Source organism: Streptomyces sp. NPDC005202 (genome assembly GCF_040608235.1).
Lineage (GTDB): Bacteria > Actinomycetota > Actinomycetes > Streptomycetales > Streptomycetaceae > Streptomyces.
The window spans coordinates 15,743-28,820 of record NZ_JBEXHW010000053.1 but is presented as its reverse complement, the minus strand read 5'-3'; the positions used below and the strand labels follow the sequence as shown (position 1 = coordinate 28,820).

The window sequence follows — 13,078 nt, the reverse complement described above, 5'->3', positions numbered from 1 at the left end:
TCAACGTCATGTGGGCCCTCCTGCGTGACGGACGGTGCTACGACCCCATACCGCCCGTCACGTCCGCCGCTTGACATCTCCATTAGGAATCGTCGGCGAGGATGAGGTAGAGCTTCTTGCGGGCCTCGTTGATGACGGCGAGCGCCTTCTCGCGCTGCTCCTTGCTGCCGGTCTTCCAGACCTGACTGAAGGCCTCCATCAGGCCGAAGCCGGCCTGCCGGATCTCGCTGAGGGCCTCCCAGTCGATCCCCCGCGAGGCCTCCTCCCAGGGCGCTTCCGACCCCTCTTCGGCCGCGGCGCGGCCCGCCTCGGTGAGCGAGAACAGCTTCTTGCCACCCTCGGTCTCACTGACGATCAGGCCCTCGTCCTCCAGCAACTGGAGGGTGGGGTAGACCGAGCCGGGGCTGGGCTTCCACGCACCGCCGCTGCGCTCGGCAATCTCCTGGATCATCTCGTATCCGTGCATGGGGCGGTCCTTCAGAAGGGCCAGGATCGACGCCCGTACGTCGCCGCGCCGCGCCCTGCCACGCGGTCCGCCACGCCCTCGTCCGCCCCAGGGGCCCGGTCCGAAGCCGGGACCGCCGGGGCCGAAACCGGGGCCGCCCGGCCCGAAGGGCCCGAAGGCCGCCCGCCGCCCCTCGAAGCCGCCCGGGCTGCGCCGGGGGTCGTCGTGCCGATGTCCACGCTCGAATCCGTGGGTACGCATCGCTACCACTCCATTCCATCGTTGATCTATCGCGATACCTCAACGATATATCGGAACAGTGAGGCTGACAACCCCCTGCCGAACTGCGGCTTTTCTCCGCTCCGTGGCCGGCGAGCGTGAATTGGCCTTGGTCTGCGGCCTCGTGGAACCCATAACGTCGGGGCATGCGGATTCAAATCGTCGACGCCTTCACCGACCGTCCCTTCGCCGGGAACCCTGCGGGGGTCCTGCTCCTCGACGCCTTCCCCGAGGACGACTGGCTCCAGAAGGTGGCGCTGGAGGTCAACCACGCCGAGACGGCGTTCGCGCACCGGCTGCCCGAGGGCGGCGAGGCCGACTGGGCGCTGCGATGGTTCACGCCCGCCGCCGAGGTCGCGATGTGCGGCCACGCGACGCTCGCCACCGCGCATGTGCTCCACACGACCGGCACCCACGACGGCCCGGTGCGGTTCGCCACGCGCGGCGGCGTACTCGTCGCGACACCCGGCGAGGACGGCTCGATCACCCTGGACTTCCCCACCGCCCCTCTCACGCCGGTCGAGGTCCCGGACGGGGTCGCCGGGGCCCTCGGCGCCGAGCCGCGCACCGCCTTCGACACCGGCCCGAATGTCGGCGACCTGGTGCTGGAGCTCGCCGACGAGAAGACGGTCCGCGGCCTCACCCCCGACCACAAGGCCCTCGCCGCCTACTCCACACGCGGCATCATCGCCACCGCCCGTGCCGAGGACCCCGCCCGCGGCTACGACTTCGTCTCCCGGTGCTTTTTCCCGAACATCGGCATCGACGAGGACCCGGTCACCGGCAGCGCCCACACCGCCCTGGCCCCCTACTGGTCCGAACGCCTCGGCCGCCCGGACCTCACCGGCCTGCAGGCCTCACCGCGCTCCGGCCTCGTCCGCACCGGGCTGCGCGGCGACCACACCCTGCTCACGGGCCACGCGGTCACCGTCATCGACGGCGAGCTGCTCGCCTAGCAGCCCACCCACCCGAGGCAGACACGGAAAGGGGCCTACGAAAGCCTCGTAAACCCTACGAAAGCCTCGTACGCCCCTTGCGCAGCCGCTCACGCCGTCGGCAGCCAGCCCACCTTCCCGGCCAGCAGCGCGTACCCCACGAAGGCCCCGATGTCGAGCAGGGAATGGGCCACCACCAGCGGGCCGACCCGGCCCCACCGCCGGTACAGCCAGACGAACACCACGCCCATCACCATGTTGCCAACGAAGCCGCCGATGCCCTGGTAGAGGTGGTAGGAACCGCGCAGGACGGAACTGGCCACCAGCGCGGTCCCAGGGGTCCAGCCCAGCTGGCCGAGCCGGCGCAGCAGATAGCCGACCACGATCACCTCTTCGAGGATCGCGTTCTGCAGCGCCGACAGGACCAGCACCGGGTACTTCCACCACACGCCGGGCAGCGCCTCCGGCACCACCGTGAGGTTGAAGCCGAGACCGCGGGCGACCAGGTAGAAGGCGATTCCGGTGCTGCCGATCACCGCCGCGACGGCGGCCCCGCGACCGAGGTCCGGCCCGGGCCGGGTCCGGTCGAAGCCGAGGGTGCGCAGGCCCTGCCCCTCGCGCAGCAGCAGATGCGCGACGAGCGCGACGGGCACCAGCGCCGAGGCGATCCCGAACAGCTGCCAGACGAGATCAAGCCAGGGACGGCCCGGTGCTGCGGAGGCGTTGAGGGTGGCCGCCTGGTCCTTGAGGCCGCCGGGTTTCGTGACCGATCCGACAAAGCTGATCAGGGCGGACACTCCACTCGCACCGAGCGAAAGACCCAGAACGAGCAGCGTCTCGTCGCGGAAGATCCGTCGCGACGGCCGCTCCTGCGGAAAAGACCCGGCCACCGGCCCCGCCTCCGCCTGCACACCTGCCTCCAGTTGAGTAATCCCGCCCCGTCCCCATCCTCACCCCGCCAGGGTCTCGAAAGAAGTTACGAAGATCGTGCGCGACAGGCCGTTGAGGGGGCGGGCCCCCGTGCGGGGAGTACCTCACCCTTGCATGCCATACGGCCGGATTCCGGCACGGGGTTCAACAGGGAGGGGTATCACCGACATGGGACGTCACAGCTTGCCCGATCCATCCCGGGTGGGCGCCGGTGACCCCGTCCACGTGCCCGCCGCCGTACCGTGGCCCTCGCGGTCCTCGTCCGCACCGTCGCCGGGCGGGACCGGCGGCCGCTCTCAGATGCGGGCCCTGTTCCCCGCCGCAACGGCGGTCAGCCACGACGGCGGTGACCGGACCAGCGGTTCACAACGGCGATCAACCGGAAGAAGACGAAGCACCCCCGTGCCGGGTCGGCCCGGCACGGGGTCGGCCGCTCACCCCAGCGGGACCGGCTCCGGCAAACCGACCGGCCAGGTGTGCACCGGCTCCCCGAGGTGCATCAGCTCGCAGTAGCGGCGGGTCGTGGCGGCCAGGGCGGCTTCCCGGCCCAGCCCCCGCTCCAGCGCCCGATGAAACGTGGCGACCTGCCAGGACGCACCGTTGACCCGGCGCCGGCACCGCTCCTCGATCACGCCCAGGTACAGGTCCCGGTCGGCGGGCTCCACGCCCCACGCGTCCAGGCCGGTCTCGGCGAGCGGCAGCAGTTCGTCCCGGACGAGGCTGACGGCGTCGAACTCGGCCGTGCCGGCGTACCGGCCGCGCCGGGGCCAGGTGAGACGGGCGTCGATGCCGTGCTTGCATGCGGCGTCGAAGTTGGCGGCCGCCGCCTGGAACGGCAGCCGGGTCCACACGGGCCGTGACTCCTCGGCCAGGGCGCGCACGAGGCCGTAGTAGAAGGCCGCGTTGGCGATCACGTCGGTGACGGTCGGCCCGGCGGGCAGCACGCGGTTCTCCACGCGCAGGTGCGGCACGCCGTCCGCGATGTCGTAGACCGGGCGGTTCCAGCGGTAGACGGTCCCGTTGTGCAGCACGAGCTCGGCGAGCTTGGGGGTGCCGCCCGCGTCCAGCACGTCGAGGGGGTCCTCGTCGTCGCAGATCGGCAGCAGGGCCGGGAAGTAGCGCAGGTTCTCCGCGAAGAGGTCGTACGCCGAGGAGATCCATCGCTCGCCGAACCAGGTGCGCGGCCGCACGCCCTGCGCCTGGAGCTCGGGCGGGCGGGTGTCGGTGGACTGCTGGAACAGCGGCGGCCGGGACTCGCGCCACAGCTCGCGACCGAAGAGGAACGGCGAGTTGGCGCCGACGGCGATCTGGGCGGCAGAGGCCGCCTGAGCTGCGTTCCACACGTCGGCGAAGCGGGCCGGGGTGACCTGCAGGTGCAGTTGCACGGAGGTGCACGCGGCTTCGGGCGCGATGGACTTCGACGTGCAGGTGAGGTGCTCCACGCCGTCGATGTCGAGGGCGAAGTCCTCGCCGCGGGCCGCGACGATCTGGTCGTTGAGCAGGGTGTAGCGGTCGACGTCGGAGAGGTTGGAGGAGACCAGGTCGTCGCGGTCGAGGGTGGGCAGAATGCCGATCATCGCTATTCCGGCGTCGACCTCGCCCGCTTTCCGGTGGGCATATGCCAGGGAAGTCGTCAGCTCCTCGGCGAGCCGGTCGAAAACCCGGCCGCCCAATCGGTGTGGGGCTATGTTGACTTCCAGGTTGAACATGGCGAGTTCTGTCTGGAAGTCGCGGCTCGCGATGCGCTCGAGTACTTGCGCATTCAGCATTTTGGGCAAGCCGTCGGAGCCGACGAGATTCAATTCGATCTCCAGCCCCATGAGGTTCTTGGGGCTGTCGAACCGCTTCTCCTCCAGCAGCCGCTCCAGCCCCGTCAGGCAGTGCCGGAGCTTGTCGCGGTAGCGGTGGCGATCGGACAGGTCGAACTGGCCTGCCACGACCTTCTCCCCCATCGCTGCGTCCCTCCTCAAACGGGCGGGCCGAAGATCCGGCCGCCGGGGTCCCGGTCAGGTGGGATGATGCCCAGCCATCGCGATCGATAACGTCCCGCACCCGCCCCGCACCCGCTACTCTGGTCTCATGTGACCGGAGGCACATTCACGAGGCATGGGGCATCGTGCAGTTTCACGAGTGCCCCGAGGAACTCGTGAAAAACGCCGACGAGAACGGGCCGACCGCTGCGCGGACAGAACCCGAGGTCACCGCGGCGCCGACCGCTCGGAACCGGGATGATTCCCGCATATCGCCGACCGAATAGACCCTTGTTGTTGACGCCGGAAACAGCTAGACGAAACACCGTCTGAACATTCGTCGTATAAACTCCGCAACAAGGCAGAAGGTTGGCACCCACGGCCCTGGATCCTGCCGTCTAGGTCATGTGTGGCAGACCGCACCCCGCACACCTCGTTCCCGCCCCGGCCCCACCCCCTCCTGCCTCGAGAGCTGACAGCGCCGTCCGCCCCCGCCCCGCCCCGCCCTCGCGTCACCGTGCCTGTCGAATGAGAGGCGATCCACCATGCCGCTGCACCTCCCCCCGGCTCCCGCGCCCGCACTCCGCTCCGTCCTCACTGCACTCGGTTCCCCCACCGCAGTCCGCGAGGCCCGGACGCCCGCCCTCCGCGCCGCACAGGGCCCCGCCACCCCCGAACTCCCGCTGCCCGTGCACGTCCTGGACCGGATCACCCCCGAGGGGGTCTCGGCGACCCGGCTGGCCGGGTGGCGCTTCCTGATCCGCTGCGGCGACCACGCGGTGGCCGCCGCCGAGACCATGCTGACCCCCGACGGCTGGACGTTCTCGCACTTCTTCGAGGGACCCTACGTCGCCTCCACCGAGCTTGCGCTGCGCCAGTCCGAGACCATGAGCCAGCCCTACCAGCCCCGCCTGTTGTCCATGCCCGGCCTGTACATGCTCACGCTCTGGCTGCACGGCGACCTCTCCGCGGACGGCGCCGCCGGCCACCCGGCCGCCACCGACCTGCTCGTTCCGCTGGCGCCGGCCCCACCCGGGATCGCGGCGCACCGGCCACACCGGGTCGCGGAGCTGCTCCCGGTCCTCACCCATCGGGTGACTCCCGTACGGCTCATGGGGTCGCCCGCCTGACATCCCCGCTCCGCGATCACCCTCGTACCCCGCCGAAGGATTTCCCGAAGCGGGGTACGGCACTGTTTACCGCGCACATACGCTCGTACGAGCCGAAAAGCGCTCGCATGAGCTGGAAAAAGCCACCGACCCGGTCGGACTAGCCCCATCCGGCCACCTCGAACCACCCGAAGGGACGGGGGAGTTGGGATGAACCTTCCGCGCGGGTGATGCGTCCTCAACCTGTGAGAAGCGGTGCTGCGAAATCCCTGCGGATTTACGCCCGTGGGGCAACACTGGTTTCATACCGACTTATCAAACGGGGGGCGGCCATGGAGAATGCCACTAGCCGCGGGACACGCACGACAGCCATCTCACACAACACGACAGAGCGAAAGATCCCACCTATGTGTCAGCACCAGCCACCGTGCCCGTCAGCCGACTCCGCCGACCGGGAATCCGCCCGCCTCGTGGCGCATCACCCGGAGCAGGGGTGGAGCCTGCTGTGCAACGGCGTTCTGCTCTTCGAGGACACCGGTGAGCTCCTGCCGGACGGCCAGATCATCGCCCCGCACCGCCCGCTGGGCACCGGCCGGGTGGTGACGGCCGCCTGAGCACCCCGGGCGGCCCACCGCACCGCCCGCAGACCTGAGGGGCCGGCCCGCACACACTCGGTGCGAACCGGCCCCTACGCAGGTCCGGGGGTGGTTACTGCCCGTGTCCGGCCCGGAACACGGTCACTGTCCGAGCGCCTGGCGCAACGCGTAGTACGCCGGTTTGGGCTTCAGCTGTTCGTCCCATGGCAGCGCCGCGCCCTCACCGGGGAAGAACGCCGGAATTCACGAGTACTTGTCGATGTAGTCCCACACCGTAGTCCCACACCGTAGTCCCACACCGTCACGCCGACGCACCCCGCACGACGAGGCACGCTCGCGTCAGGTCCCGGTACCAGGTGGCCTGCTCGGCCAGCTTGTCCTCGGTCGTCGGCAGCTGCGTGCGGACGTCGACCTCCGTGAGGGCGGTGTACCTTGCCCGTCGCCGGGTCGATCCGGGCCAGGCGCACGCCGGCCACGGCGCACCAGCAGGAGCCGTCGTCGTCCCAGGCGAGGTCGGGGTCGATCCCGGGCAGGTCGATCCAGAACGCCCACGACCCCTCGGGGTGTTCGCTGCTGACGAGGAAGCTTCCCTTGCCGCCGACGTTGGTGGTGATCACGTGGAAGCGGCCGTCGTGGTGCCGGATCGTCGGGGCGTAGATGCCGGCGGAGGCCGGCAGGTCGTCCGGCAGCTCCAACTGCCCCGGCCGGTCGAGGACGTTGCCGATCTGCCGCCAGTGCACCAGGTCGCGGCTGTGGAACAGGGGCACGCCCGGGAAGTACTCGAAGCTGGAGCACACGAGGAAGTAATCCTCGCCCACACGGCAGACGCTGGGGTCGGGATGGAAGCCGGGGATCACCGGGTTGTCGTACGTCCGCATGGGAGTCGCGAAACTTTCGCCCCTGCTGGCGAACATTACGGAGCCGCACTGCAGAGGGAGCCCCGCATGCGGGCAAGAAGTCCGGAGCCCCGCATGGGGGCACGGACGTCAGCGCGCTCCGGCCTCACGCGGCCGGCTGCCTGCCGTGCAGGGCAAGCGTGCTGCGCCAGGTCCCGGAGCAGGGGGACCGCGAGACCGCGCCGGCCGTGTTCCGGATCCGGGGGCCGGACATGACGCTGGGTGTCCACCCCTGACCCACCGGGCCCTCCGCCACGCGTACGGCCCAACCGAGGGTCACACCGTCCGGGCCTCCTGGTCCTGGGGTGCATCCGTGCCGCCGCTGGCCTTCTTAACGGAAGATTGACGCCCCCGGACCCGGTATCCGTGGGCCGGCACGTCACTCTCCGCTTACGCTGGTGCCGCTGTCCGCGTGATGGCCGGATTCACGCTGAGCTGCACATCAGGAGCAGGACCGATGGCCACCACCGAACACCCTTCCAGTCGTCTGCGCGCATGGATGCTGGAGGGCCTGTCCGACATGGGCAGGGGCGTGCAGCAGGCGCCGCACGCCGTACCGGAGCCCCCGCACAAGGGCCAGCGCTGGTGGCGGGTGATGTGCCTGACCGGCGTCGACTACTTCTCGACGCTCGGCTACCAGCCGGGCATCGCGGCCCTGGCGGCCGGACTGCTGTCGCCGGTCGCCACCCTCGTCCTGGTCGTCGTCACCCTGGCGGGTGCCCTGCCGGTGTACCGGCGGGTGGCCGAGGAGAGCCCGCACGGCGAGGGCTCGATCGCGATGCTGGAGCGGCTGCTGTCCTTCTGGCAGGGGAAGCTGTTCGTCCTGACCCTGCTCGGCTTCGCCGCCACCGACTTCCTGATCACCATCACCCTGTCGGCCGCCGATGCCTCCACGCACCTGGTGCAGAACCCGCATCTGACGGGCGTGCTGCACAACCACCAGATGTTGATCACGCTTCTCCTGGTGGCGCTGCTCGGCGCGGTCTTCCTCAAGGGCTTCCTGGAGGCGATCGGCGTCGCGGTCGCCCTGGTGAGCGTCTACCTCGGGCTGAACGCCGTGGTGGTGGTCGTCGGACTGTGGCACGTCGTCACCGCGAGCCATGTGGTGACGGACTGGTCCAGCGCCCTGACCGCCGAGCACGGAAACGTTTTTGCCATGATCGGCGTGGCCCTATTGGTCTTCCCGAAGCTCGCGCTCGGCCTTTCCGGCTTCGAGACCGGCGTCGCCGTCATGCCGCACGTGAAGGGCAACCCGGACGACACGGAGGAGAAGCCCACCGGCCGGATCCGGGACACCAGGAAGCTGCTCACCACTGCCGCGCTGATCATGAGCGTTTTCCTGATCACGACCAGTTTCATCACCACGCTCCTCATCCCGGGGAAGGAGTTCAAGGCCGGCGGCCAGGCCAACGGGCGTGCGCTGGCGTACCTGTCGCACGAGTACCTCGGGAACGCCTTCGGCACGGTCTACGACGTCTCGACCATCGCGATCCTGTGGTTCGCCGGCGCCTCCGCGATGGCCGGGCTGCTCAACCTGATGCCGCGTTACCTCCCCCGCTACGGCATGGCCCCGCACTGGGCACGGGCGGTGCGCCCGATGGTCATCGTCTTCACCCTCATCGGCTTCCTCGTCACCTGGATCTTCGACGCGAACGTGGACGCGCAGGGCGGCGCCTACGCCACCGGCGTGCTCGTGCTGATCAGCTCCGCGGCGATCGCGGTGACCATCGCCGCCCGCAAGGCCGGCCAGCAAAACTGGACCATCGTGTTCGCGGTGATCGCAGCGGTGTTCCTCTACACGACCGTCGTCAACGTCATCGAGCGCCCGGACGGTGTGAAGATCGGCGCCTGCTTCATCGCGGGCATCATCCTGGTCTCGCTGCTGTCCCGGCTGGCCCGCGCCTTCGAGCTGCGCGTGACCCATGTGACGCTGGACCCCATGGCGGAACGATTCGTCAGGGACATCGCCAGCCGCAAGATACGGTTCATCGCCAATCAGCCCGACCGGCGCGACAAGGCCGAGTACCGCGACAAGATCGAGCAGATCCGGCGGGACAACGACATCCCGGCCGCGGAGGACTTCGTCTTCGTCGAGGTGACGGTCACCGACCCCTCCGAGTTCGAGGCCGACCTGACGGTGCGCGGCGAGGTGCTGCACAACCGCTACCGTGTCCTGACCCTGGAGTCCTCCTCCATCCCCAACGCCCTGGCCGCCCTGCTGCTGCACGTCCGTGAGATGACGGGCTGCACCCCGCACATCTACTTCGAGTGGACCGAGGGCAACCCCTTTGCCAACTTCCTGCGCTTCTTCCTCTTCGGCCAGGGCGAGGTCGCGCCGGTCACCCGCGAGGTGCTGCGCGAGGCGGAGCCGGACCGCACCAAGCGGCCGCGGGTGCACACCGGCTGAGCCGTCCGCTCAGCGCCGGAACGCACTCCGCGGGGGTCGCGCCACGACCCGGCCGTAGCTCAGGTGACCGCCTATCCCCACGCGGAGGAGGACCGGCACCTCGGGATCACCGGCGGCACGCGTCCTGACCTTGGCGTAGCTGATCACCAGGGAGTCTGTGTCCACCACGATGCCCGGCCGCGTGACCAGTCTCAGGGTGCCGCCGCGCATGTCGAGTTCGATGTGGAGGGTGTCGTGCGCGATCACCGCCTGGGTGAAGTCGAGCGTGACATCACCCCAAGACGAGTCGATCTCCAGCCGCCGCGGTACCACCCAGCCGTCACCGCGCCGGGCCGAGCCGCCCTCCTGCTGGATGCGGACGACGTCCTTGGCCTCGACCACGCCGGCGCCCACACCGGTCGGCAGGTCAGCCGTCAGCACCGCCAACTCGCCCAGCGTCCGGGCGGACAGCGCGGCCTCCACGCGTTCGTCCAGCTCGTCTGCGGTCAGCCGGCCGTCCCCGGCGGCGATGCGCAGCACGTCCACGACCCGGTCCCGGTCCGCGTGCGACGCCCGCAGGTCGGGCGAGGCGCCCCTGCGCAGGAGATCAGCCGACATACCCACACCCCGATCGAGTCACGATTCCCGAGTAACGCTATATCGCGTTATACCCAACGGCCAACCCCCCGTCCCACCGTTCCCCGCTCCTGGCCCTATCGTGACCGGCATGCAGTCCTACACGATCGGCCAAGCGGCCCAGCTGCTCGGCGTCAGTCCGGACACCGCGCGCCGGTGGGCGGACGCCGGCCGGGTGGCCACGCACCGTGACGAGAGCGGGCGGCGCCTCATCGACGGACGCGACCTCGCCGCGTTCTCGGTCGAGCTGGCCAGGACCGGGGGCGGCGAAGAGGGCCCCTCCTACACGTCGGTCCGCAACGCCTTCCCCGGGATCGTGACCGCCATCAAGCTCGGTGACGTCGCGGCCCAGGTGGAGATCCAGGCCGGCCCGCACCGCCTGGTCTCGCTGCTGACCCGGGAGGCCGTGGAGGAACTCGGCCTCGAGGTCGGCGTGGAGGCCACCGCCCGCGTGAAGTCGACGAACGTGCACATCGACCGCGCGTAGCCGGGCGCCGTCACGTCGAAGGGCGCGAGACGTACCCGCCGTCCACCCGTATCGCCCTGATGCCGTTGATGTGCCGGGCCCCGCAGCGGTCCTGCGGAAGGACCAGCTGAGGTCCGGCCCGGTCGAGCGCTGTGTCGTCGATGCTCGCCGCGAACAGGACCGAGCGGCCGCGAAGTCCGGGTCGATCTCTGCCCAGGACAGCAGCGCGTGATGCCCGTCGGTGCCCGTCACGGCGATCAGGAAGCGCAGCCGGTCCTTGCGCCGGGCGGGGTCGAAACCGGGACCCGCGTCGGCCAGCACGTCGTACAGCCGTGGCCCGGCGAACCGGTGGTGCTGCACGCCACTGGTGGCGCACTCGAAACTCACCCGCACCCGGTGCTGCGGCCGGCCGAGCAGGTCGGGCACGGTCAGCCGCGCCGGACGGGCGAGGTCACCGGTCAGGACCAGCTCCGCGAGCGGCGCGGCGTCGGCCACCGGCTGCGTCGGCGACTGCGTCACGGGGCACCACCTCCCGGAGGACGGTACCCGGACGCCCTCCCGCATGACGGTACCCGGACGGAAACCCCGTACAAACGCACATGCCCGCCCCAGCTCGCTCACAGCCCAGCTCATGCGATGCGACAGGTGACTTACGCCTCGCATTTGCGGCAGTATCATCGCCGCACGGCCGCCGAGAGTCCGTGGCAGGGCCCGAGGGCCCTGGTGTGAAGCAGCAGAGGGAGTAGACCGTGATGACCCGTCCCGTGCGCCGGACCCGCCGGGCCCTGCAGGTGGCCGGTGCCGTAGGCGCCGCGCTGCTGGCCCTGAGTGCCTGCTCCTCCTCGTCCGGTTCCTCCGGCTCCGGCTCGTCCGCCACGTCCGACTCCTCGAAGTCGTCCTCGCCCAAGGTGTCCGGCACGGTGACCGTCTTCGCCGCCGCATCGCTGAAGGAGAGCTTCACGAGCCTGGGCAAGGAGTTCGAGAAGCAGCACCCGGGCACGAAGGCCACCTTCAACTTCGGCGGCAGCGACACCCTCGCCGCGAGCATCACCGGCGGCGCCCCCGCCGACGTGTTCGCCGCCGCCAGTCCCAAGACCATGGCGATCGTGACGGACAAGAAGGACGCGGCCACCACGCCCATCACCTTCGTCCGCAACCAGCTGGAGATCGCCACCCTGCCGGGCAACCCCGACAAGGTCTCCTCCCTGAAGGACCTCACCAAGTCCGGTCTGAAGGTCGTCCTGTGCGACAAGACGGTGCCGTGCGGCGCCGCCGCCCAGAAGGCGCTGGACGCCAGCCACCTCAGGCTCACCCCGGTCTCCTACGAGCAGGACGTCAAGAGCGCTCTGACGAAGGTGGAGCTGAAGGAGGCCGACGCCGCCGTCGTCTACAGGACCGATGTGAAGGCGGCGGGTGACAAGGTGGAGGGCGTGGAGTTCCCCGAGTCGGCCAAGGCCATCAACGACTACCCGATCGCCCTGCTCAAGAACGCGCCCAACGCCGCCGCGGCCAAGGCGTTCATCGAGCTGGTGACGTCCGCCGAGGGCCAGAAGGTCCTGAGCCGGGCCGGGTTCCTCAAGCCGTGACCCCGGTCGAGAAGTCCAGCGTCGTGACCCTGGTGAGCGGGTCGCGGCGCGGGCACGTCAGCCGAGGCGTACCGCTTCCCCTCCTGGTCCCCGCACTCGTGGGCCTGGCGTTCCTGCTGCTGCCGCTGATCGCGCTGCTGGTCCGTGCTCCGTGGCGCAGCCTGCCGGACCAGCTGACCAGCACCGAGGTGTGGCAGGCGCTCCAGCTGTCCCTGGTCAGCGCCACCGCCGCCACCGCCGTGAGCCTGGTGCTCGGCGTACCCCTGGCCTGGCTGCTGGCCCGTACGGACTTCCCCGGGCGGGGCCTCGTACGGGCCCTGGTGACACTGCCGCTCGTCCTTCCCCCGGTGGTGGGCGGTGTGGCGCTGCTGCTGGCGCTCGGCCGCAACGGTGTCGTCGGGCAGTGGCTCGATGCGTGGTTCGGCATCACGCTGCCGTTCACCACGGCGGGCGTGGTGGTCGCCGAGGCCTTCGTGGCGATGCCGTTCCTCGTCATCAGCGTCGAGGGCACCCTGCGGGCCGCCGACCCGCGCTACGAGGAGGCGGCCACCACCTTGGGGGCCTCCCGCTTCACCGCGTTCCGCCGGGTCACCCTGCCGCTGATCGCACCCGGCATCGCGGCGGGCGCCGTGCTGGCCTGGGCGCGGGCGCTCGGCGAGTTCGGCGCGACGATCACCTTCGCCGGCAACTTCCCCGGCCGTACGCAGACGATGCCGCTCGCGGTCTACCTGGCCCTGCAGAACGACCCGGCCGCGGCGATCGCCCTGAGCCTGGTGCTGCTGGCCGTGTCGATCGCGGTGCTGGCGGGGCTGCGGGAGCGTTGGATGACGGCATCATCATGACC

The 13,078-nt window shown here is 70.2% G+C and carries 11 protein-coding genes and 3 pseudogenes; 7 read left to right on the top strand and 7 right to left on the bottom strand.

What is annotated here, in order from left to right:
• Positions 1–82: 82 nt before the first annotated feature.
• Positions 83–706, bottom strand: a complete 624-nt coding sequence (locus ABZV31_RS36075) for a PadR family transcriptional regulator (RefSeq protein ID WP_355901070.1) — start codon at positions 704–706, stop codon at positions 83–85.
• Positions 707–870: 164 nt separating this feature from the next.
• On the opposite strand from ABZV31_RS36075, the gene ABZV31_RS36070 reads away from it, so the two are divergent.
• Complete coding sequence (locus ABZV31_RS36070; protein ID WP_355901069.1) at positions 871–1,680, top strand: PhzF family phenazine biosynthesis protein; 810 nt, start codon at positions 871–873, stop codon at positions 1,678–1,680.
• Between the two features lie 89 nt (positions 1,681–1,769).
• On the opposite strand, the gene ABZV31_RS36065 is transcribed toward ABZV31_RS36070, so the two are convergent.
• Complete coding sequence (locus ABZV31_RS36065) at positions 1,770–2,570, bottom strand: type II CAAX endopeptidase family protein (protein ID WP_355901068.1); 801 nt, start codon at positions 2,568–2,570, stop codon at positions 1,770–1,772.
• A gap of 453 nt (positions 2,571–3,023) precedes the next feature.
• Positions 3,024–4,541 carry a glutamate--cysteine ligase gene (locus tag ABZV31_RS36060; protein ID WP_355901067.1) on the bottom strand — a complete coding sequence of 506 codons (1,518 nt, stop codon included), beginning with the start codon at positions 4,539–4,541 and terminating at the stop codon, positions 3,024–3,026.
• A gap of 563 nt (positions 4,542–5,104) precedes the next feature.
• Between ABZV31_RS36060 and ABZV31_RS36055 the strand changes: the two genes are divergently transcribed.
• Complete coding sequence (locus tag ABZV31_RS36055; RefSeq protein ID WP_355901066.1) at positions 5,105–5,689, top strand: hypothetical protein; 585 nt, start codon at positions 5,105–5,107, stop codon at positions 5,687–5,689.
• 386 nt (positions 5,690–6,075) lie between these two features.
• A complete protein-coding gene (locus ABZV31_RS36050; RefSeq protein WP_355901065.1) occupies positions 6,076–6,282 on the top strand; it encodes a DUF5999 family protein in 207 nt (68 codons plus the stop codon).
• Between the two features lie 123 nt (positions 6,283–6,405).
• Here the strand turns inward: ABZV31_RS36050 and ABZV31_RS36045 are convergent.
• Both ABZV31_RS36045 and ABZV31_RS36040 read right to left on the bottom strand, forming a co-directional pair.
• Positions 6,406–6,691: pseudogene (locus tag ABZV31_RS36045) on the bottom strand (endo-1,4-beta-xylanase); the annotation flags it as partial.
• Position 6,692: 1 nt separating this feature from the next.
• A pseudogene (locus tag ABZV31_RS36040) lies at positions 6,693–7,142 on the bottom strand (family 43 glycosylhydrolase); the annotation flags it as partial.
• A gap of 475 nt (positions 7,143–7,617) precedes the next feature.
• On the opposite strand from ABZV31_RS36040, the gene ABZV31_RS36035 reads away from it, so the two are divergent.
• Positions 7,618–9,567, top strand: coding sequence for an amino acid transporter (locus tag ABZV31_RS36035; RefSeq protein WP_355901064.1), 1,950 nt, complete (start codon positions 7,618–7,620; stop codon positions 9,565–9,567).
• 9 nt (positions 9,568–9,576) lie between these two features.
• On the opposite strand, the gene ABZV31_RS36030 is transcribed toward ABZV31_RS36035, so the two are convergent.
• Complete coding sequence (locus ABZV31_RS36030; protein WP_355901063.1) at positions 9,577–10,164, bottom strand: DUF1707 domain-containing protein; 588 nt, start codon at positions 10,162–10,164, stop codon at positions 9,577–9,579.
• A gap of 109 nt (positions 10,165–10,273) precedes the next feature.
• On the opposite strand from ABZV31_RS36030, the gene ABZV31_RS36025 reads away from it, so the two are divergent.
• A complete protein-coding gene (locus tag ABZV31_RS36025; protein ID WP_355901062.1) occupies positions 10,274–10,669 on the top strand; it encodes a helix-turn-helix transcriptional regulator in 396 nt (131 codons plus the stop codon).
• Positions 10,670–10,679: 10 nt separating this feature from the next.
• Here the strand turns inward: ABZV31_RS36025 and ABZV31_RS36020 are convergent.
• Positions 10,680–11,143: pseudogene (locus ABZV31_RS36020) on the bottom strand (molybdopterin-dependent oxidoreductase).
• A 257-nt stretch (positions 11,144–11,400) separates the two neighbouring features.
• On the opposite strand from ABZV31_RS36020, the gene modA reads away from it, so the two are divergent.
• Positions 11,401–12,234, top strand: coding sequence for a molybdate ABC transporter substrate-binding protein (gene modA / locus ABZV31_RS36015; RefSeq protein WP_355901061.1), 834 nt, complete (start codon positions 11,401–11,403; stop codon positions 12,232–12,234).
• 23 nt (positions 12,235–12,257) lie between these two features.
• Entirely contained in the window at positions 12,258–13,076 is an 819-nt protein-coding gene (gene modB, locus ABZV31_RS36010; protein ID WP_355901071.1) for a molybdate ABC transporter permease subunit, read from the top strand.
• Positions 13,077–13,078 lie beyond the last annotated feature (2 nt).